Raw genomic sequence first — 22,594 nt, forward strand, 5'->3', positions numbered from 1 at the left:
TGAGTTGGCCGGCTAGATTCCAAGAAACGGCACCCCGCCCCCACGTCGTCTTACTTCCGATTCACAGATTTCGCGAGCCGAATCCGGCATTCATTCCATCAGCGAGTAGACTTGTACCACCGGCCGACGTTTGCGGCGATCAAACGTAAGTGCTGGCGAACTAATCACTTGGCAAGATCACTGCCACACAGGAAGATGACCATGCGTAGGGCGTTGCGACAAACATTGGCGGCGGTAGGAGTATGTTGCCTTATGTCTCTCTGGGGTGCCGCACAGGGCGGTGAGATCGATTTTCGCGAAGATTTCGCGCTGGCTCGCGATCGCACCAAGGCGTTGGCCCAGCTGATACCTGGCACGGAAGAATACTACTACTATCACGCTTTGTACTACCTCGCGACCGAGCAGTTCGAGAAGGTCGACCAATTGCTGCCCCCGTGGGTGCAGAGGCACGGAGAAACCGGCCGTGTTTGGGAAATTCGGACGCGCCAGCACTTGCTGACCTATGATAAGAATCCGGACAAAACTCTTTCTTACCTGCGCAATCGTATTGGCTTGAATTTTCCGCACCAGCGCGAAGTGCTCGGGGCCGAACCGAACCTGCCGACCGCCCTGGATGCCGCGGCAATCTCGCGCCAGCAATTCATCGCTCGGGCTAAGCCCTACTCGAACGATAACTTGGAGCAGTACGAAGAAACGGCCCTCGACTGGCTGCTGGTGAGCGAACTCAATCCGCTGCAACGCCGCAGCCTGCTCGCACGCTTGCAGCGGCCCGATCATCCGAACCTGCCGAAGGTAATCGTCGACGACTTGAACCATGAAAACTCAGGGGGTTTCGGCTCGCTGAATATTCACAACCAGTTGCTTCTCGCGCAACTCGATGAAGTCGTCAAGCTGAAGCCAGATGTATTGAATCATCAGCGCTTCGTGGCGGCCTATATCACCCGCTTGCAACCAACAGCTGAAGAAGATCTGCGGCACGACCCCAAGGTGCTCGAAGCTTACCTCGACCGTTTGACGGCCTTTGCCGATCGTCTGTCACCTGTACACAACAGTTTGAAGTCGCACGTGCTTTATCACCGCCTGGTGCTCGATCGCCAGCGGGGCATCTACGACAAGGCCCGCTTTATGGCCTATATCAAACTGCCACGTCACGTGGGCTATATATCGCGGGCCATGCAAGAGTCGCAGGCCTATCGTCAGTTTCCGAGCGACTTGAACAACAACTATGGCGGCGTCACCTTGTTGCCACCTATCGGCAACGACGAGCAACTGGTGCGTTCATACTTGATGCACTTCCTCCGCGATGCTGCCGATGCGAAGGAGTTCGAACCGTACATCAACGATCTTTACCTCCGCCAACTGCTAGCCGAAGTGAAAATCGTCAATGGCTTGGGTGATGCAGAGAAGTGGGCCTCACTCATCGCACCCGAGCAGTTCAAGCAATTGAAGGATCGGGTCGATATCGACTTTGCGTTCACGAATCAGACCAGCTTCACGGCCGATGAACCGGTCAAGCTTGACCTGTTCGTCAAGAACACCGGCACGCTGATTGTGAAGGTCTTCGAACTGAACACGAAAAACTTCTATCGCACGCAGCTCCGCGAAGTCGACACCGATATCAACCTTGATGGGCTCGTGGCGAATCACGAACAGACATACACGCTGACCGAAGCCCCGCTGCTGCGAGTTGCCAAAAAGTTCGATTTTCCGCAACTCGCGCGGCCCGGCGTCTATGTGATCGACTTCATCGGCAATGGCCGCAGCAGCCGAGCGCTGGTGCGAAAAGGCAACTTGCGACAAGTAGTTCGCACCACCTCTGCTGGGCAGGACTTCACCGTTCTCGACGACCAGAACAAGGTCGTGAATGATGCTTCGATTTTCCTCGGTGGCCACGAATACACAGCCGCCTCAGATGGGACGATTAACGTCCCGTTCAGCACTCAACCGGGTCGCAAGCCCATCGTCATCTCGGCACCAATCATGAGCGAAAAGGGTGTAACAACCGAATACTCTTCGCTGTCGCACTTCGTGCACGAAGCCGAGAATTACGGCCTGACTGGGGCCTTTTATGTCGACCGCGAATCGCTCCTCAAACGCAAGTCGGCCAAGGTGCTGGTCCGCGCGTCGCTCGCCATCAATGGTACTCCCGTTTCCCTGAATTTACTGGAAGAAGTGAGGTTGCAAATCACTTCAACCGATCTCGATGGCGTCGGTTCGACGCAAGAGATCAGTGATTTTAAGCTGTACGAAGACCGCGAATCGGAACACGAGTTCCAAGTTCCAGCGCGACTGGCCACGATTACTTTTCGACTCAGCGCGAAAGTGCAGCAGGTCAGCGTCGGAAGTCAAAAGATCGACCTCTCGACCAACCACAGCTTCTCGCTGAACGGCATCGACCGGACCGAAAAAGTCGAAGACCTCCATCTGCTTCGCAGTGCCAGTGGTTTTGTGCTCGAACTCCGCGGCAAGACCGGCGAAGCCCGCATCTCGCGCCCCATCTCGCTGAGTTTGAAGCATCGCGACTTCCGTCAACCGCTGCACGTCACGCTGAAGTCCGATCCTGAAGGGCGAATCAAGCTGGGCGAGTTGAACGACATTGCCCATATCACGGCGAATGGCCCGGAAGGTACTTCGCATACTTGGCATCTGCGATTGGATGCCCACACCTATCCGCAGACCTTGAATGCCAGAACTGGCGATGTGATCTCGCTCCCCTATCTGCCGCGCGTAGGCGATTTGACTGCAGCAGACGCCGATCTTCCGGCAGAAGACTTACGGAAAGAGATTTCGGTGCTTGAACTGCGCGGGGACTCATTCACCATCGATCGCTTTGAAAACGTGACCATCAAAGACGGCCTGCTCACGATTGCGAAGTTGCCGGCCGGCGATTTCGATCTTTATCTCAAGACCTATCAACGTCGCATCCGAATTCGTGTGAGCGATGGCGCCCAAGCAGGCCGCTATGTGCTTGGTCGGTGGCGTCAGTTGGAGACCAAGCCGCTTAAGCCGGTGCAGATCGAGACGGCGGTATTTGCACCAGAGCCAGCCAAAGGAAAAGACAAGCCAGCTGGCGAAAAACTGGTCATTCAGTTGAGTAATGTCAGCAAGTTCACACGTGTTCACTTGTTCGCCACCCGGTACGTACCCGAGTACAGCGTCTTCGATCAATTGTCGCGAGTGCGCGATGCCGAGCCTTATGTTTTTCGGCAAACACCGGCACAGTCGGTCTACTTGACGGGCCGGAACATTGGCGATGAGTACCGCTACATCATTGATCGCAGATACGCGGCGAAGTTCCCCGGCAACATGCTGGATCGGCCTTCACTCCTACTCAATCCCTGGGCCGTTCGCACGACCGAAACGGGCGAACAACTGGCCGAAGGTGGCGATGCGTTCCGAGCCGAGGGTCAAGGTGGCAATGCCGCGGCGGCTCGACCTGCCGAATCAGCTCCAGATCAACACGGCGGAGATAACAACTTCGCCAATCTCGATTTTCTCTCGCAGGCCTCGGCGGTTCTCGTCAATCTAACGCCAAACGATAAAGGCGTAGTCGAAGTCGACCGCGTCGCGCTCGGAAGTCATCAACAGCTGCATATCGTGGCTGTCGATCCGGCTAACACGACGTATCGTCAATTAGAATTGCCCGAAGTCAAAATGGACTTTGTCGATCTGCGGTTGATCAACGGCCTCGCTCCGAAGGGGCACTTCACGCAGCAGAAGCAAATCACCGTGGTCGCGGCCGGGCAGACGTTCACTTTACACGACATCACGACCAGCAAGTTCGAAGCTTACGACAGCCTGGCCCGAGTCTATTCGCTCTACACTACGCTCAGCCATGATCCGAAGCTGGCCGAGTTCGCCTTTATTTTGAATTGGCCCAAGCTCAAGACCGAAGAGAAGCGGACGTTCTACAGCAAGTACGCCAGCCACGAACTGAGTTTCTTCTTGTTCAAGAAAGATCCCCAGTTCTTCAAGGAAGTAATTGTTCCCTATCTGGCCAACAAAAAAGACAAGACGTTCGTCGACAACTTCCTGCTCGAGAACAACCTCGACGAGTACCTGTTGCCGTGGAACTACGGTCAGTTGAACACGGTCGAGCGAATTCTGCTGGCGCAGCGAGTCAAAGATGAACGGGCCAACACAAATCGCTTTATCACCGAGGCCTATTCACTGTTGCCGCCGAGCATCGACAACTTCATTCGCCTGTTCGATACGGCAGTGCAAGGGAGTGCGCTCGACTCCAACGATTCTCTTGGCCTACTGGAAGCCAAGCGGGAAGCGCTGTCGACCAATGGGGCCAACCGGTTCTTTGGTGGGATTGCTCCAGCCGCTCCTCCTGCGCCAATGAGTGCCATGCCTGCCGCCGACAGACCGATGATCGCGCAATCCTTGGCCCGCAAGGCTGGAGAGGTCGACAAGTTGCAGCGCGATGCGCAGGCCTCTGCGAAGAAATCGGAGGCCCGCGATGGCCGCTCACTCCGTTACAAGCAGAATGCGCTCGCCGACGAGAAGGCGGTCGCGGATCAACTCAAGGATGTCGAACTAGAGTTTCATGATGCCAACGGCGAGCAAGCCAAGCGGCGGGCCGCAGTTCGGCAATTGTTCCGCCAACTCGAAAAGACGATGGAATGGGCGGAAAACAATTACCACCACCTGACCATCGATCAACAGAACACACTCCTGGTGACCGTGAACGCACTTTGGAAAGACTTCGCGGCACACGACCCGGCTGGCGCGTTCTACACACGCAACGTCGCTGAAGGGGCCAGGAATTTTCCCGAGATGATGTTCGCCCTTTCGGTTCTCGATCTTCCCTTCGAATCTCCCAAGCATGAAACGAAGTTCGATGGCTCGAAAATGACGCTGGTGCCCGGTGGCCCGCTTGTGGTCTTCCACGAAGAAATTCGCCCTGCTCCCGCTGCTGATGGCACGAACAAGGTTCTCGTCAGCCAGAATTTCTATCGCCACGGCGATCGGCATCGCCAAGAGAATGGAGAGCAAGTCGACAAGTTTGTCTCGGAAGAATTCCTGGTGCACACCGTCTATGGTTGCCAGATTGTTGTCACCAATCCAACTTCTGCCCGGCAGAAACTGAACCTGCTCACGCAGATTCCGCAGGGTGCCATTCCCGTTCTGAATAGTCACGTGACCAGAACCATTCACTTGCAACTCGAGCCGTACCACACGCAAACGCTCGATTACTATTTCTACTTCCCGACCGCTGGCCGCTTTCCGCAGTTCCCTGTGCACGTGGCCAAGAACGAAACGCTCATCGCGTCACCGGAGCCGTTCTTATTCAGCGTGGTCGATAAGCCGAGCAAGATCGACACTGAATCGTGGGACTACATCTCGCAGCACGGCACCGATGAGCAAGTCCTCGCCTTTCTCGATAAGAACAACCTGCAGAGTATCAACCTGGAGCGAATCGCCTGGCGGATGAAAGACGCCAAGATGTTCACCGCGGTTACTCAAAAACTTGCCCTGCACCACGTCTATGTGAATACCCTTTGGTCGTATTCGCTGTTGCACAATGTTCCCGCAGCTGCCAAAGAGTTCTTACAACATACCGATAAGATCGTCAATGAATGCGGTGGCCGGCTGACGAGCAGTTTGCTGGTGATCGACCCGATCAAGCGCCGCACACTCGAACATCTCGAGTACAAGCCGCTGGTGAATGCTCGCGCCCATGCCCTGGGCAAGCGGCGGCAGATTGTGAACGATCGATTCTTCGAACAGTATCATCGCTATCTCAAAGATTTGACCTATACCCGCGACTTGAACGACGAAGATCTGCTCGCAGTGACGTATTACCAGTTGCTGCAAGATCGAATCGAAGAATCGCTGGCCATGTTCGATCGCGTAAATCCCGCGAAGCTCGAAATGAAGATGCAATATGACTATTGCACCGCTTATCTCGGCTTCTTCACGGGCGAACTGGCCGAATCCCGCGCCATCGCGCTAAAGTATGCCAATCATCCTGTCGATCGGTGGCGGAACACCTTCGCGACCGTTGTGCAGCAGTTGGACGAAGCGGAAGGCAAGGGCTCCCGGGCCGTCGATCCAGAAGATCGTACCCAGCAACAAGGGACCCTGGCAGCGACCGAGCCGAGCTTCGATTTCCTCGTCGAAGCGAAGCAATTGAGAATCGACCAGCAGAATCTGAAGACGCTCCGAGTCAACTACTATGAGATGGACGTCGAACTGTTGTTCAGTCGCAATCCTTTCCAGCAGGTCAGTGGCCAGTTCAACAGCATCCGGCCGAACTTCTCGCAAGATGTGGAAGTCCCCGCCGACAAGCGCTCGTTCACGGTCAATATGCCGCCGGAACTAACCAATCGCAATGTGCTGGTCGAAATCGTCGCCGGGGGGCAAACCAAGACGCAGGCCTATTACGCTCACTCGCTCACCTTGCAAGTGATTGAGAACTATGGCCAGGTGAAAGTTACCCACCAGGGTACGACCAAGCCGGTGCCTAAGGCCTATGTAAAAGTGTACGCCCAAATGGGGAACGGCCAAATCAAGTTCTTCAAAGATGGCTACACGGATATCCGTGGACGGTTTGACTACGCCTCGCTGAGCACCAACGATTTGGACAGCGCGCAGAAGTTCTCTTTGCTGGTACTTAGTGATGAGTATGGCGCACTTGTGCGAGAAGCAAGCCCACCGAAACGGTAGTTGGTGAAGTAGCTATCGATCTGTCGGGACATTGACGATGCGTAAACAAAGCCGGCAGGATTGTGTTCCTGCCGGCTTTTTCGTTTCACTCTTTGCGTTGACAGAACGAAAAACTACAAACTCTTCACGCTAATCTTCCGCGGTTGAGCTTCGGGTTTCTTCTTGAACGTCAAATTCAGGATGCCGTCGTGCAACTCGGCTTCGATGCTCTCCGCATCGACGGTCTCGGGCAGCGTAATCAAACGTTCGACGCGGCCATAGCCCCGTTCTTGGTGAGCGTACTTCCGGTCGGTTTCGGGGGCCAGGCGTTCGGCGGCGATCTTCAGCTGATTCTTTTCCAGCGTCAGTTCGATTTGCTCTTGCTTAATCCCGGGTAGTTCGACTTCCACTCGCCACTGGCCCTCTTCCTCCCACAGGTTCGTGGGTGCGGAAAAGGCTCGCGCCAATCCATTGCCGCTGACCAACTGCTCGAAGGCCTGCTCGACATCGCGAGAAACGGAGTCGAGAGTACGGGGAAACGCCAAAGTCCAACGGGGTTTGCAACTGTGCAACATGACTTCACCTCTCTACTGACAAGTACCAAGGAATGTTCGACGACTTGATTTGTTTGTCTCTGCGAGATGCTGATCCGCGGCTGAACATCTCGGCTCGACTGAGCTTTGATAGGCTAAATAAGCAACGGGCGTGCCAAATAGATGGGGGGCACGATTGCAGTTCTGGCGAGTCGTCGGAACCAATTGAAATTGAATCACTTATGCGCGGCTCTCGAAACGTTGCTTTTCACTAGCCAGTCGCTTGACCACCGCGCAGAAAAAAGGCCCTGTCAAAGTGACAGAGCCCGTTGGAGCATTTCGATTGTTGGATCAAGCAGCCAGGTTATCTTCAAGCCTTCTTCAGGTGCAGGGCATAGTTGCGAGTCGCATGTTGCGAGACACCAGGCTCGTTATCACCGATATAAAGCACGTCCTTATCGGGCCCAATCGCCGTGGCGGTGAGCATGGTCTCGCTACCGGCGGCTCCGACTTTTTTCTGGCGGAGAATATCTCGCACATCGTAGAACAGGGCCCCCATCGTGACGGCCAGCCAGGCAAACGACTCCATCGTCTGATCGCGCATCAGCAGCAGTACGAACGGGGCCGCGATGACACTGATCCACGCCAGCGTATATGCCCAGCCTTGCCAGCGAACGGGGGTTAGCCCCCAACCAATCGTCTTCGGCTTGAACCAATCCGGACTTCCAAACATTCGCAGCTCTCCTGTTCACTGGCGGCGAAACTGCTAATTGCAAACGCCAATCTTCGCCCGCCCTCAAGACTCTTATTCGCTACCGTTTTCCGGATATTGGAAACGGAGCAAGAAAAAATTATCGCGGGCAGCCGCAATGACATGCCCGTCGAAAAAGCTGCGTATTCGGCAGCCAAGCTGACGGTTAGACTGACGGTGTGACCCAGCAGCCGTTCGCCCAACAATGCCCAACAAACGGGACTTTGTCGATGACTTCTCCCAAATTCCGGATGGCACTATCAATCGTCTTAGCCCTGGGGGCGGCAATCTTTTCTAGCGCAAGCAGTCGCGCGGAAGACACTGCGGAAAAGCCACTGAGCGCACTCATCGTTTACGATCACGACGGGAAGACCACGGCAATTCGCGTGGAAGGTACACGGCAACTGGCGATTTTGGAAAGCTATTTTCCCAGCTATCGCACCCGGCCAGAGAGTGACGAAGCGGGGGCCTGGGAAGCCAAGTACGAAGTGTTCTTTAATATGAAGCACGGGCAGTCGTATCGTGTGCTCGTCGCCCCCAATTCGCGATTCTGGTCGATGGGGCGCGGCGACTTCGAGATTCGCGGCTACTTCAGCGACTTTGTGGCCGCGCTCCTCAACATGCCTAAGTCACGCGGTGCGACGACGCCTCCCGCCAAGGAATAAACGCCGGCGAGAAATCCTCATTGCTACTTGCCCGGCGTAAACGCGGCAGGTACTCTGACCGAAGATTGCGATCTGCCCCGCAATCGCCTCGCCATGCAATTCCTACCCGCCTATCGCCGACCACTCCTGCAGCGCGCTGTTGCTGCGCTGTCGCTCGTCGGCTTTCTGGCCGCGGTCATCGGCGTACCAATCATCGAACCCACCAGCCCCGAAACGGTCAAAGATTTGTCGCAGCCGTTTCCTTGTCAGCACTCCGCGTGCGGCTGCCGCAATGCCACGATGTGCTGGCGGGCCTGCTGCTGCAATACCAACAAAGCCAAGTTGGCCTGGGCCAAGAAGAATGGCGTGAAGCCACCCGCTTTTGTGGCAATTGCTGCCGCCAAAGACGAAGCAACCTTGGTGGTGAACAAACCATCGTGCTGTGCGACGAAGACTGCCGCCCCGGTGAAGTCCTGCTGTTCCAACGGAGATAGTGCCAAGGCTGATCTGGCTACTCGAAATGTTGAATCGCCCGGGAATGTCGAATCATCGCTGCCCTGGCGACTGACGCTCGTCAATGCAGTCGCAGCGCGGCAGTGCCAAGGACTGGATCAACTCTGGCTGATTTTCTCGGCCGCGGCACCACCGCCAGTACCAGTCAAAATCTCAATCGAAGAAAAGACTGCCGAACTGTCTGAGCCAATCCAGGCGGCACTTGTCTCCGTGAATCTTCCGCCGGACTCTCCGCCCCCGAAAGCCTAGCGAACAACATCGCTGGCGTTTCGTTCTGGTTTTGCGCGCTGCTGCTGATACGCAACGTGCTGCGCGCGTTTCTCGGGGGATTTGAAGTGTTACTTTCCTGGTTAAGAAGATCGCGCCCTGCGCGGTCTGGATTTACGCTCGTGGAACTGCTGGTAGTGATTGCCATCATCGGCATTTTAATGGCGTTGCTGTTGCCCGCCGTGCAATCGGCTCGCGAAGCGGCCCGCCGCGCCCAGTGCGGCAGCCAATTGCGACAGTGGGGCATCGCCACGCATCTTTATCACGATTCGTTTCTGGCGTTTCCGATGACGAACGCACAGAACTATCAACCCAACGTGCAGGGATTTTCGCCCCAGGCGCGGATCCTGCCGTTTATCGAGCAAGCGAACCTGCAGGGCAAGCTCGATTTCGCACAGCCCGCCTTCACCGGGCCGTTCAATGCCCTGGTACCCAATCCGCTCTTCGCCGTGGCCTTTGCCACTCCCATCAAGGTCGCCCTCTGCCCCAGCGATTCGGCTCCGGTTCTGAATACGGGTGCCGGCGGCAGTCAATATTCGGGCATTAACTACATGGTCAGCTATGGGAGTGGCACCAAGGCTTATTACGACCTGCGTTGGCGAACCGATGGCTTTGTGTACGAGAACTCCGGAGTCCGTTTTGCCGAGATTACCTCGGGGACTTCGAACACCGTCATGATGAGCGAAGCGGTTCGCAGCGTGGGTGCCGATTTTACGTTACCGGCTGGTACGCTGCCCAAGGCTCCCTACCAGGCGACGCTCAACGGCTCTTCCGGTGTCGACGCGACGCTGCAGATGCAACAAGGCTTAGCTGCCTCCGGCGGCGGTTGGTCGAATGGTCCTAATGGCGTGATTGAGAATCCCGACCTGGCCTCCATCTGGCCGCAGAAGACCAATTGGCGTGGCGCTGCAAGCGCCGCCCTGCGCGGGCGCGGTACTTCTTGGGCTCATTCGGGAGCGATGAGCACGCTGACCAATGGTTACTTGCCGCCGAACAGCCCGATTCCCGATGTGGTGACTCACTTCACCGGTTTTTTTGCGGCCCGCAGCTTTCATCCCGGCGGGGCAAATGTGGCAATGGGTGATGGCTCGGTACGTTTGCTTGCGAACACACTCGACGCCAGAGTTTGTCGCAGTTTGCATAGTTGTGAAGGGAGCGAATTTGGGCTCGGTTCGTTTTGATGGTCGCGCGTTGCTGCGCGCCATTCCATGGAATCGCTTCAAAATCACTCTCTCCTTTCATATAAGTAAGCCCAGTTATGCTCGATTTGTTTCCTAGGGTTCCGCGGCCCGAACGGGCGCGGAACCGAATCGTCGCGTTTTTGTTTTTGATTGACCTCGCCGTTATCCTGGGCTGCGGTCCACGTCCGGTCACGGGTGGCACCAAAGGAATCTTGCGCAGTGGCGGCGCGCCGCTGAGCGACTTTCAATTGACCGTGCATGCCGAGCAAGGTGGACTGTGGTCGCCAGTGGGATTTGCGGTCTCAACCGCAGACGGCTCGTTCGAATTGGTCACCAACGGCGCGAAGGGCTCGCTATTTCTCGATCCAGGCGAGTATCGCTGCACGGTGGAATCAGCGGGGGCACCACTCAAGGTTCCGGCCAAATATGCTCAAGTGGAGAGCACGCCGCTGAAGGTTACCTGGCCCACCGCGACGAACAGTCTCGAGTTGGAATTGCCGCCACTCCCCATGATTCGCTAACGAAAGTCATCGCCATGAATGAACATTCGGCCAAACCGGGCAAGGGAAAGTTGCTGTGGCTGGCTATGGCAGCAGTGGCCGTTGTGGCTGCGATCGCAGTGGGCTATTTCCTGCCACCAGCCGATCGAGTTCCACCACTCGAAAGTCAAACCGATCAAACGTCGGTTGTCGTTCCAGCCGAAACAGGCCCCTGGAAAGATGCCGTTCGCCATTCGTTTCCGCTGGCAGCGGCAGACATTCGCGACTCACAAGAGGCTCCTGTCGTAGCCGTCGACGCGCAGCAGCGAATCTATCTAGCCTGGTCGTCGCAAACCGGTAGCGACGAACGCACATTATTTCTCATGACTTCCGTCGATCGTGGCCAGACATTCGCGTCGCCCCGAGCATTTCGCAAGTCAGGCATTTTCAAGTCCGTTTCGCAGATGAAGGGCAAAACAGTCGCCCGCGAACGTCGCATGCTGCCACAACTGGCTGCGTACGGCGACAAAGTCGTGATCGGCTGGGGCGATGCTCCCGCCGATGGCCAATCAATTCAACTGCTCGTTGCCGAAACGAGCGATGGCGGAGTTACATTTTCAGAACCGGTCACCGCGCACGAAAGTGCTGACGCGCGGCCAACGTTTATCTCCATGTCGGTCAGCCCGAGTGGCAAAGTGGCCTGCAGCTGGCTCGATAGTCGCAATCGCGCTCAGCAGCCGTTTGCTGCGGTTCGATTTGCGGGGAGTGATACGTTCGGCGCAGAGCAATTGATCTTTGCGGGGCAGGACGACAAAGGTGTTTGCCCCTGCTGCACGACGGTCGTGAAGGTGGCCGACGACGAAACGGTTGTCGTCGCCTATCGTGGGCAAGTTGATGGCTATCGCGATATCTGGATCAGCGTCAAGCGACCGAGCGACACGCAGTTCTCGCAGCCCGTTCCGGTGGTCTCGCCGACTTGGGAGTTCGCGGGTTGCCCGCACGATGGTCCGTCGCTGGCCATCACGGGCGATGTCCTGCATGCGGCCTGGATGGATGCCCGTACGGGCCAGCAGCGCTGCTACTACGGCTGGGCGAACTTGCACGACCTCAAGTTCACAACGCAGGAGTTGCACTCCGCGGGCCCAGGAACTCAAGGGAATGCCCGTTTGTGGACCGATGGCAGCGGCGCGGTCCACGCGATCTGGGAAGAAAGCCTCGCCGATGAGCCAGTTGCGAAAATCGGTGAGCCGGCCGAGCATCAACATGGTCCGCCAACGGGCGCGGGGCGGGTGGTGATGCACAGCATTGCTCCACGGGCCGATGGCAAGTTCGATCTGCCCCATCCACTTGCCAGCCGGCCGGGGAAATTTCAAACGCGACCAGGCATCGCCAGCGGAACTTCGGGTCTGTTGGTTGCTGCTTGGAACGAATTGGATGAAACGGGCAAGCGGGTAATGGTTGCAGTTCGCAACACGTCTGCCGTTGCTAATGAGCCGGTTGCTCAAGTGAATGCCGACTCACAGGACGGCAAATAGCTCATGGAACTACAGCGGCCATCATCGCCGACCCAATCGCCGCAGTCCCTTTCGTGGGGCTGGAGTGCAAGTTGCCTCTTGCTGTGCGCGCTGTTGGCCGCGGCGGTATTTGCCGGCCGTCAACTCCGCGCGCGGTCGTTGCCGAGCGCTCAGGCTGCCGCAGGTCAACACACGACTACCGTAAGTCGCGGCGAGATCGTATTTCAGATTCACTGCGCCAAATGCCACGGTCCCGACGGACGCGGCGACGGCGAGGGTGCAGCCAAACTGAAACCGCCACCGCGCGATTTCGCTGTCCGGCCGTGGCGTTTTGAACCGACGAAGGACAAGATTCGCGAAGTGACACTCCACGGAATTGCCGGCACCGCGATGCCCAGTGCCAAGGGGGCTATTGAAGGTGTGGATTTAGAAGCAGTCGTCGATCACGTGTTTTTGCTGGCAACGCGCCAGCCTCCAATTGTGCAGCAAGTCACTCCCGAGGCGCATTTACTGCAAACGGCCGGTTTTTATCCGGCAAACGGCCAGCAGCCAGCGCCGCAGTTGGAAGTAGTCGATGCGGCTGGCGTGAAGCGAACGTTGAGCGAACAAAAAGGGAAGTTAGTACTACTCAATTTTTGGGGCACAAACTGCGAGCATTGCCTCAAGAAGTTGCCGCAGTTGAATCAATTGGATGAGGAGTTTCGTAAGCAAGGCCTGGTCGTCTGGAATGTCTGCGCCGATGTCGAATCAGCAGCGGAAGCCCAGGAGCTAGTCGGTCGTGTCGCTCCGGGCGTGCAGACCAGCGTCGACGAATCAGGACTCGCCAACGGCCGCTTCGAAGTACAAGCTCTCCCCACCGTCTGGCTCATCGACTCCACCGGCAACGTCATCGGCCGCTCGCAAGGCGTGCAAGACTGGACCCGACCGGAGATGAAAGCAGTAATCAAGCACTACCTGCCTTAGCGAAAAGTGCCCCCGAGCTCTGCCCATTCACAACGCCCGATTTGCTCCGGAGCACGCTCATTAGTTAAGCTACTATGCTATGAAGCATACTTTCCAATTGACGTTTCTTGTTGCGCTAGCCTGTGGCTTGACGTCAGCTTTTTCTCGAGCAAACGAAGCCTCGACGGCAGTTGGCTTGAAGCTATTTAGCGAACAGATCGAGCCCGTACTCAAGCAGCACTGCTATAGCTGTCACAGTGCTGACGCCAAGATGGTCGAAGGTGGCCTGCGACTCGATGGCCGCGAACTAGCTCGCCGCGGTGGCGATTCAGGGCCGGCGGTCGTTCCTGGCAAGCCGGCTGAAAGCCTGCTCGTGCAAGCGCTGCGGCACGAAGGTGGCCTTGAAATGCCCCCAGAGCAGCCCAAACTAACGGCAGCAACTATTGCCCACTTTGTCCGTTGGATTGAACTCGGCGCTCCTGACCCGCGCGAGGATGCCATTGCACTCGCGGATCAATGGCCCACCGCAGTTCGTCAGCACTGGGCCTTTCAACCCATCCCGCAAACGGTTGCCCCGGATAAATCAGCCGGCACTGGTGCTGTCGATAGTTTCATTCAAACAAGACTGGCCGCCCAAGGTTGGCCATCGGCACCCGCTGCAACGCGCGAAGATCTGGTGCGCCGCGTCTATTTCGACCTGCTGGGCCTCCCTCCATCGCCGGCCGCAATTACCGCGTTTGCGATTGATCCCGCGCCCGACGCCTATGAAAAGCTGGTCGACCGCTTAATGGCGAGTCCGCAGTTCGGCGAACGTTGGGCTCAGCATTGGCTGGACGTTGTCCGCTATGCCGAGAGCGAAGGTTACGAATACGATCGGCACGTGCCCGATGCCTGGCGCTTTCGCGATTATGTGGTGCAAGCCTTCAATCTCGATAAACCCGTCGATCAGTTTGTCGCCGAACAAATTGCGGGGGATGAATTGGCTCCGCAAGATCATGAAGCGTTGAGCGCCTCTATCTTTCATCGCTTGGGGCCCGTGCGACGCAACGCGGGCAATCCCGACATCGCCCTCAGCCGCAACGAAGTATTAACCGAGCGAACCGATATCATCGGCGTAGCCTTCCTCGGCCTCTCGGTGGGCTGTGCTCGTTGTCACAACCACAAGCTGGAACCCATTTCGCAGCGGGACTATTACCGCCTGCAAGCCTATCTGGCGGCCACTCAAGAAAAGAACGTTCCGCTCGCTCCGCCTGCCGAGCAGCAAGCTTGGGAAGCGGAGACCAAACGGATCAAGGCTGAAATGGACGCCCTGAAGTTGGTGCTGCGGACCAAGACGGGTGAAGAGCGAGTGCGGATGCAGGCGATGTTAGATGCGATGGAAGATTCGCTGCCACCGATGCTTGCCACAATTCCGGCCACGTTCAACGATTTCTCGAATCGCACGCCCATTCACGTGCTGCGGCGCGGCGTCTGGGAAAAGAAACTCGAGCCCGTTGGTCCCCGGCCGCCAAGCATTTTGGTCCCTAGCGAAATGCCGGAGTCGCCGGCCGATAGCAGCCAGCCCCGCACGGAACTCGCGCGCTGGCTCACGGCGACCGATAACCCCCTTCTGGCCCGCGTATTTGTGAATCGCCTTTGGCAGGGGCATTTCGGAGCGGGAATCGTCAAGACGACCAACGATTTCGGCACCAAAGGCGATCGGCCCAGCCATCCCGAATTGCTCGATTGGCTCGCGCGACAACTGATCGATGGGGACTGGGAAGCCAAACGCATTCATCGCGAGATTGTCCTCAGCGAAACGTATCGTCAAGCCAGTTCAGCGCCCAGTGCGATCGAACCGGCCCGGCTCGATCCTGAGAATCGCCTGCTCTGGAAGTTCAATCGTCGTCGGCTCTCTGCCGAGGAATTACGCGATGCTATGCTTGCCGTCGCGGGCCGCTTGAATGACGAAATCGGCGGCGCGAGCGTGATGACCCCCGTCGATCCGCAATTGGTCGATCAACTCTACAAGCCGTCGCAATGGCAAATCGCCAAGCGGGCCGGTGAACACGACCGCCGGACGATCTACTTAATTGCCAAGCGCAATCTGCGGTTGCCATTTCTCGAAACCTTCGATGGCCCGGCGCTCCTTTCCAGTTGTGCCCGTCGCGAATCGAGTACCCATGCGCCACAAGCTCTGGAATTGCTGAACGGTAATACGTCGAACGAACTGGCGCCGGCCTTTGCCGAGCGGCTGGTGGCCGAAACGGACGCCCCCCTTGGTCCTGCTCAGCGTAACGAACGGATTGTGCAGCGGGCTTTTGAACTGGCTGCGGGACGCCAACCAACGACGAAAGAATTACTGGCTTCGCTCCTCTTTCTCGCCGAAAGTTCGCTGGAAGAATTTGCCCTGGCCATTTTTAACCTGAATGACTTTGCTTATGTCCGCTGATTTTCGAGAGCATGCCCGGCCAACCCGCACGCGGCGCGAGTTCGTGCGCGACGCCTTCTGCGGCTTCGGCGGGCTGGCGCTCGCTTCGCTCGTGCAGCAAGAGCAGGCCCGCGCGGCAGGCAATCTGCTGGCAGCCAAAGCTCCGCACCAGGCGGCGAAGGCCAAGGCAGTTATTTTTCTGTTCATGGCTGGCGGACCAAGCCACTTGGAGACATTCGACCCCAAACCGCTGCTGAACACGTTGCACGGGCAATCACGTCCCGTGGAGTTCGGAGAAGCGAAGTACCAGTTCATCAATAAAGAGGCCAAGATTCTCGGCACGCAGCGGAAGTTCAAAAAGTACGGCCAGAGCGGTATCGATGTATCCGATCTTTTCCCGCACATGGCCAGGTGCGTGGACGACCTCGCGATCGTTCGTTCGTGCCACGGCGATATGGTCGTCCACTCGGCCGCGCAATACGAGCTTTTTTCCGGGCGGATTACGCCGGGCTTTCCCAGCATGGGCTCGTGGATCTTGTATGGCCTTGGTGCCGAAAGTGATTCGCTCCCCGCATATGTTGTGCTTCCCGATCCAAAGGGAGCACTCGAAGCGGGTCAGCCGATGTATATGCACGGTTTTTTGCCCGCAGCGCTTCAGCCCACCATGTTTCGGCCAGGCGAACGGCCGGTGCTAAATCTCGATTTGCCGAAAGGTGTCGACCCACTCGTACGGCAGAAGACAGCAAAGTTCATTCGCGATTTGAACCAGGCCACGCTTGACCCAGCTGATGAAGAGTTTCATGCACGCGTTGGCGCTTACGACCTGGCATTCAAGATGCAAAGCGAAGCTCCCGAAGTTCTCGACCTGTCGCATGAGACGCAAGAAACGCTCGATTTATATGGCGTTGGTAAGGAACCAACGCACGACTATGGCCGCCGCTGTCTCCTCGCGCGGAAGCTCGTCGAACAGGGAGTTCGCTTCACTTGCGTGGTTTCCGGCGGTGGTCCCGGCAACATGCAGTGGGACGCCCACAGCGACATTGAAGAGAATCACCTGCGCAAAGCGGCCGAAACCGATCAACCCGTGGCCGCCCTCCTTACCGATCTCAAACGGCGCGGACTGCTCGATAGCACGCTGGTGCTGTGGGGTGGCGAATTTGGACGGTCACCGGAAGCAGAGTCAGGCAAGGGTCGCGACCACCACAACCTGGGCTTCACTATGTGGATGGCAGGCGGCGGCATCAAGGGTGGGCAAGTGGTCGGCGCGACCGATGCCATCGGGCTCAAAGCGGTCGAGCAGCCGTATCACTTCCGCGATATCCACAACACAATCTTGCATCAACTGGGGCTGAATCAGCACAAACTTACCTACCCTCACCTAGGCCGCAACGAGCGGCTGACGTTCGTCGAGGGCAAGGTAATCAAAGAGATCATTTCGTAGATTTGCAGGCTAGCACGCTTATCCGTGCAAGTTACGCCTGACCGACCGGAGCCAACGCTAGCTAACTGTTCGCCTTGCCCGTCACTTCTGCAGCCTGCCTTCTCACTCTTGCCTTCCCCAGCTTCGCCTTGACCTGTTTTCGGCAGCCTTCTATAGTCCGGCCGCTGATCGCAGCAGAGCCGTTTTCTTGAATGTTTTTGCCGCGAATTTGCAAAAAGCTGCCAAACGACCCAGTTTGCTCGGCTGGCGAGGTGTGCCAGTCGCTGCTGCCAACGGACGCCCACAAGGATTGAGGGAGAATGCTCATGACAGGTAAGGAAACCCACCGGTCGGCTGCCAGTGCTCGCCGCCGCCAATTTTTTGCTGCCGTGACCAGCGCGGGTCTGTTTGCTGCTGCCCTACTGGGTGCCGGTGATTTCGGCTCGCAAGCTGCGGCTCAAAATACTCGCCCCGCCCCGGTTCCGAATCGCTATCAAGGGGCTCCGGGACAACCCAGCTCGACCGCTCGACCCAATGGCTCAGTGGTTCCCGCCCAACAAGTTCCTCAGAATCAAATCGCGCCGCGCCCGACCGGCAATGCTCCGGCAGCTCAAGCACCGATTCGCCCCAACCCTACTCAGTTGCAAGTGATGGCCGTCGTCAATGGCGAGCAGATCAGTCAGGCCGATCTGGGCCGCGAATGCTTGTGGCGGTTCGGCAAGGAAGTGCTCGAAGGGATGGTCAACCGCCATCTGATTGCCGAAGCTTGTGCTGAGAAGCAAATTGTCATCACGACCGCCGATATCGACGGCGAAATCGAACGGATTGCCAGCAAGTTTGGCTTGCCGCGCGATCGCTGGATGCAACTGCTGCGAGAAGAACGCGGCTATAGCGAAGCCCAATACAAGCGCGAAATCGTGTGGCCAATGTTGGCCCTCCGCAAACTATCGGCCGACCAAACCGAAGTCACTCAGGAAGAAATGCAAAAGGCGTTCGACTCGGAGTTTGGCCCCAAGGTCAAAGCCCTGCTCATCGTCCACAGCGATCGGAAGTTGATCGACCAACTGCACGCTCATGTGGCTGCCAAGCCCGAGACGTTCCGCGAGATGTCGAAGCAGCATAGCGACGACCCGGGTGTGGCTTCGGCCTATGGCGTGATCCCGCCGATCCGCCGTCACTTAGGCGACGCCAACCTGGAGCAAATCGCGTTTAGCTTGAAACCCGGCCAGATCTCGCCGGTCATTCAAGTCGCCGACAAGTACTACATCCTCAAGTGCGAAGAACAAATTGCCAATCGCGTGATTTCGCCCGAGCAAATGCCTCTGGTTGATGCCAAGTTGCGCGAACGTTTGAAGGAAGGCAAGCTTCGCGGTGTAGCGGCGAATTTCTTCGAGACGATGGCCAAGAAGGCGACAATCGTCAACATCTACAACAATCCCGAACTTGCCAAGCAGGTACCGGGCGCTGCCGCCACCATCAATGGCCGCCCGATTACTACGCAGCAATTGACCGACGAGTGCCTCTCCCGCTACGGGCATGAAGTGCTCGAAGGCGAAATCAGCCGCAAGGTGCTGGGACAAGAGTTGGTCAAGCGGAAGGCGACGATCACGCAGTCCGATCTCGATGCTGAGATTGCTCGCGCGGCCGACATGTATGGCATGCAGAAGCCCGACGGCTCGCCCGACGTGGACCGTTGGCTCAAGCAAGTGACCGAGCAAGACAAGGCACCGGTCGAGTTGTACGTGCGCGATGCCGTGTGGCCATCGGTCGCACTGAAGAAGATCGTCGGCAGCCAGGTCGTCATCACCGAAGACGATTTGCAAAAGGCCTACGAAGCGAACTACGGCGAGCGGATGGAAGTCCTCGCCATCGTACTCGGCGATCAACGCCAGGCGCAAAAGGTGTGGGAAATGGCCCGCAATAACCCGACCGATGCCTTCTTCGCGAGCCTGGCCGAGCAGTACTCGGTCGAGCCTTCGTCCCGTTCGAACGGTGGCAAAGTTCCGCCGATTCAAAAGCACAGCGGCTCACCGGAACTCGAAAAGACGGCTTTCTCGCTGCAAGCCGGCACCATGTCGGGCATTGTGGCATTGAACGATCAGTTCATCATTTTGCGTTGCCTGGGCCGAACTCGCCCGGTGGCCGTCGATCCGCAAATCGCTCGCAAGGAATTGACCAAGGATTTGGAAGAAAAGAAACTGCGGGTGAAGATGAGCACCGAATTCGACCGCCTGCTAAGAACTTCGCAGATCGACAACTACGTCGCAGGTACGTCGCAATCGGGTCGCGAAGGAATGGCTCCGGGTGCCGGCAAGGGCCCGCTTCAAAGCTCGGGCGTCAGTCCTGCTGGTGGACCAGGTGCTGTGCGTTCGCTGGGCGGCGTGACACCAACGGCTGGCACCATGCCCCGCGGACCTGCTCCGACGAAGCGTTAAACGCTATTCGTCGAAACGATCAAACCTTTCCAGAACCGCAGGCCAATTCGCCTGCGGTTTTTTCGTGGGGCAGCTAGCCGGTAACAAGTTCGCGTAGCGTGCGAAGGTTGACAGCGTCCCAGGGTTCGCCATCGTCGTTCTCGGCCTTTTCAGTTTCGAGATACATGGGCGTCTGCTGCAGGCGAACATCGTTCATGAGCAGGCGAAATGGCTCCAGTCCCAGCGCGCCATGGCCGATGTGCTCGTGACGATCAACGCGCGAGCCGAGTGGCTTCTTACTGTCGTTCAGATGCATCGCCTTGAGCCGATCTCGGCCAAGAAGCGTATCGAACTCGTTCCACATGGCTGTGTACGCTGGCAAAGTTCCCAGCGGATAGCCGGCAGCAAACGCGTGGCAGGTATCGATGCAAACACCCACGCGATGTTCAAGCTTTACCCCCGCGATGATGGCTGCCAGCTGTTCAAAGCGACGCCCCAAGGTGGTCCCCTGTCCTGCTGTGTTCTCCAGCAGGATCTGCGAACCGACTTCGCCGGCCAAGTCGTGTACGCGATTGATGGCTGCCGAAACACGAGCGATGGCTGCTTCTTCTGTCAGCTTCACTCCCGCACCGGGATGCACTACGACGTGAGGAATGCTCAATGCCGCGGCACGTTGTAGTTCCACCACTAGTCCTTCAACGGATTTGTTCCACAGCTCGTCCGCTTCAGCCGCCATGTTGATCAGATAAGAGGCGTGCGACAATACATGCTGGATATTGTGCTTCTGGCGAGAATCAGCGAACTGCCCAATCTCCGCCTTGGTGATTTCTTTCGCCCGCCACTGATTGTTATTCTTCGTGAAGACCTGACAGGTCTCCATCCCCAGCGCGCCGGCAGCATCGAGGGCCTTGTAGTAGCCGCCAGCGATCGACATGTGGGCACCGAGGAGGGGCATTCGCAACGTCCTTTCACTGCTTAAGGAAAGGTCCGATTCTAAGAGTTGCGAGTGTAGTTCGATACCTACCTTACGCGGCCCGTTTTTCCGAAGGCTTCTCGAACCAGCGGCGGGGAGAGAACCAACGGCGAATGCGCCGCCATTCAGCTTTCGGGTCGCGGTGCATGACGAACTCGTCGGCGTCCCAATTGAGCTGGGCGATATTGCCTGGGACGTTCTGCTGCCACTTGAGCTTCGGGTGCTTGGGGAAGAATTCGGCCAGCGTATCGACGTCGCCGTTGTCGAATTTGAGTTGGTCGTACGGCAGCTTGGCGGTGATCTTGGGCGTGATGATGCTGATGTTATAGCCGTAGCACTTGACGCGAGCCTGCGAGCAATCGAAGCCGGCGAGAATCAGGTTGTAGAGGACGATACCGGCGTTCCACAGCGTGACGTGGCCGCCGACGATTTCGTGTTTGAGTGGCGGCACACTGATGGCCAGCAAGCCCCCTTCTTTCAGATCGCGATGCAACTTCTTGAGGAAGAAGTTGACGTTAAGTTGATGCTCGAGCACATGCGAAACCCAGAGGCAATCGAACTGCTGGCCAAACTGCACTTCCAGATAGTCGCCGGTGACGACGCCGCCATCGAAGAACGAAAACATATCGGTCGGCGTGACTTGTTTCCCAGCAGCACGAAAGCGGGCGGTATGCAGGCCGTAGCCGCAGCCCACATCGAGCACGGTGTCGAACGAAAAATCGCGAATCAGCTTGTTCAATGCTTCCTCAGCTTTGAGGGCTTCTTTTTTGGCGGTCATCTGGGCCTCACGGAAAATAGTTGTTCGCTGGCTGAGGAAGTTGAATGCACTCAGGCAGCGCGGCGTCCGCTGCCAGTCCAAGGTGTAAGCAAGTGAATCAGCTGAGACCACAGGCCGTAGGGTTGATCGGCAAAGTCAACGGTACCAGCCAGGAGTTGATCGACAATCGCCGGCAAACGCTGGGGGATTTCGGCGTGCGTCCATTGATGGCTCATCACGCGGTGATAGGCAGCAGCCACGCGTTCGACGGTGAGGGTGCAGTGTCCGTGCTGTAGTTCACTCGTCACCTGTGCCGTCGCGGCTGGGTCGTTGTTCAGGCAATAGACGGCCCCTTCGTGCCGATAAATCGACTGACCGAAACACAACACCGGCAACTGCTGGCCCAGTGCTTCCACACCCACGGATGAATTGACGAGGGCAACGGCCCGGCAGCGCTGCACGGCCATGGCAAAGTTCGAGCTGTCGTCCCAGCTTCCTCCGAGACGCAAGGTCGTCTGTTGCAGCAGCGGATCGGCCGGAGCTTTGGGATGTGGGCGAACTCGCACCGGCAAGCGCGAATTGCGGCAGAGAAACTCGACCAAGGCCCTCATGTTGGCAAAGGAGGGTGACAGCTGCGTGATTTGCGTATCGCGATCGAGTTGTAGCGGAACGAGCAGATCCCCCTGCGGACGGACGGCCAGAGGAGTCTTGCCGACGGTCAGCAGCGGCTCGCTCGACCAACTGGCCGTGGCATTAATTCCTGCGGTATCGATCTGACAAGTTCCACGTTGCGGGTTCCAACCCAATTCGACATTAGCGACTCGCGCTTGCATGGCCGCCAACTCGGCCATCGCAGGAGCGTAGCTGGGATGAACACCATTCCACACAAAGGCAGCATGGCAACGCTGTAAACGGCGCGAATGAGGCACACGCCCCGAGAGCGGACCTCGCCAGCGAACGACGCGATGGCCCAGCGAAATGCACGTATCGGCAATCGCCTGCAGCACTGGCTTGGCGAGCAGGCAGGTACGGTCTTCAACGACGATCGTTTTCATGGGCGGCGATGATGACTCCGTTCAATCTCGCGCTGAGCGCAAGAGGCCTGCCGATCCGCGCTTCATCCCCGAGCGCTGGAGAGTTTG

The 22,594-nt window shown here is 57.5% G+C and carries 15 protein-coding genes; 10 read left to right on the top strand and 5 right to left on the bottom strand.

The features are described 5' to 3' along the window. Positions 1–252: 252 nt before the first annotated feature. Positions 253–6,675, top strand: coding sequence for a hypothetical protein (locus tag ETAA8_RS25015; RefSeq protein ID WP_145095019.1), 6,423 nt, complete (start codon positions 253–255; stop codon positions 6,673–6,675). A gap of 113 nt (positions 6,676–6,788) precedes the next feature. On the opposite strand, the gene ETAA8_RS25020 is transcribed toward ETAA8_RS25015, so the two are convergent. Further along, positions 6,789–7,229 (bottom strand): Hsp20/alpha crystallin family protein, encoded by a 441-nt coding sequence (locus ETAA8_RS25020; protein ID WP_145095022.1) that lies wholly within the window; start codon positions 7,227–7,229, stop codon positions 6,789–6,791. A gap of 328 nt (positions 7,230–7,557) precedes the next feature. Continuing rightward, positions 7,558–7,920 carry a hypothetical protein gene (locus tag ETAA8_RS25025; protein WP_145095025.1) on the bottom strand — a complete coding sequence of 121 codons (363 nt, stop codon included), beginning with the start codon at positions 7,918–7,920 and terminating at the stop codon, positions 7,558–7,560. A gap of 248 nt (positions 7,921–8,168) precedes the next feature. Between ETAA8_RS25025 and ETAA8_RS25030 the strand changes: the two genes are divergently transcribed. From ETAA8_RS25030 to ETAA8_RS25070, 9 genes are all read left to right on the top strand, one after another. After that, positions 8,169–8,603, top strand: a complete 435-nt coding sequence (locus ETAA8_RS25030) for a hypothetical protein (protein ID WP_145095028.1) — start codon at positions 8,169–8,171, stop codon at positions 8,601–8,603. Between the two features lie 93 nt (positions 8,604–8,696). Further along, complete coding sequence (locus ETAA8_RS25035; RefSeq protein WP_145095031.1) at positions 8,697–9,344, top strand: hypothetical protein; 648 nt, start codon at positions 8,697–8,699, stop codon at positions 9,342–9,344. A gap of 86 nt (positions 9,345–9,430) precedes the next feature. Next, positions 9,431–10,543 (top strand): DUF1559 domain-containing protein, encoded by a 1,113-nt coding sequence (locus tag ETAA8_RS25040; RefSeq protein ID WP_202921256.1) that lies wholly within the window; start codon positions 9,431–9,433, stop codon positions 10,541–10,543. A gap of 77 nt (positions 10,544–10,620) precedes the next feature. Further along, entirely contained in the window at positions 10,621–11,064 is a 444-nt protein-coding gene (locus ETAA8_RS25045) for a carboxypeptidase regulatory-like domain-containing protein (RefSeq protein WP_145095034.1), read from the top strand. 14 nt (positions 11,065–11,078) lie between these two features. Further along, positions 11,079–12,557, top strand: a complete 1,479-nt coding sequence (locus ETAA8_RS25050; RefSeq protein WP_145095037.1) for an exo-alpha-sialidase — start codon at positions 11,079–11,081, stop codon at positions 12,555–12,557. Positions 12,558–12,560: 3 nt separating this feature from the next. Continuing rightward, positions 12,561–13,499: a redoxin domain-containing protein gene (locus ETAA8_RS25055; RefSeq protein ID WP_145095040.1), complete on the top strand. Its 939-nt coding sequence runs from the start codon at positions 12,561–12,563 to the stop codon at positions 13,497–13,499. A gap of 175 nt (positions 13,500–13,674) precedes the next feature. Further along, entirely contained in the window at positions 13,675–15,909 is a 2,235-nt protein-coding gene (locus tag ETAA8_RS25060) for a PSD1 and planctomycete cytochrome C domain-containing protein (RefSeq protein ID WP_202921257.1), read from the top strand. Continuing rightward, on the top strand, positions 15,899–17,329 hold the full coding sequence (locus ETAA8_RS25065) for a DUF1501 domain-containing protein (RefSeq protein WP_145095047.1): 1,431 nt from the start codon (positions 15,899–15,901) through the stop codon (positions 17,327–17,329). Before ETAA8_RS25060 ends, ETAA8_RS25065 begins: the two co-directional genes overlap by 11 nt. Positions 17,330–17,634: 305 nt before the next feature. After that, positions 17,635–19,743, top strand: a complete 2,109-nt coding sequence (locus ETAA8_RS25070; RefSeq protein WP_238397563.1) for a peptidylprolyl isomerase — start codon at positions 17,635–17,637, stop codon at positions 19,741–19,743. A gap of 73 nt (positions 19,744–19,816) precedes the next feature. Here the strand turns inward: ETAA8_RS25070 and ETAA8_RS25075 are convergent, their stop codons facing one another. From ETAA8_RS25075 to ETAA8_RS25085, 3 genes are all read right to left on the bottom strand, one after another. Then, on the bottom strand, positions 19,817–20,677 hold the full coding sequence (locus ETAA8_RS25075) for a deoxyribonuclease IV (RefSeq protein WP_145095054.1): 861 nt from the start codon (positions 20,675–20,677) through the stop codon (positions 19,817–19,819). A 70-nt stretch (positions 20,678–20,747) separates the two neighbouring features. Further along, positions 20,748–21,473, bottom strand: coding sequence for a class I SAM-dependent methyltransferase (locus ETAA8_RS25080; protein WP_145095057.1), 726 nt, complete (start codon positions 21,471–21,473; stop codon positions 20,748–20,750). Between the two features lie 50 nt (positions 21,474–21,523). Further along, entirely contained in the window at positions 21,524–22,507 is a 984-nt protein-coding gene (locus ETAA8_RS25085) for a capsular polysaccharide export protein, LipB/KpsS family (protein WP_145095059.1), read from the bottom strand. Between the last annotated feature and the right edge of the window lie 87 nt (positions 22,508–22,594).

The sequence above is a fragment of the Anatilimnocola aggregata genome (assembly GCF_007747655.1).
Lineage (GTDB): Bacteria > Planctomycetota > Planctomycetia > Pirellulales > Pirellulaceae > Anatilimnocola > Anatilimnocola aggregata.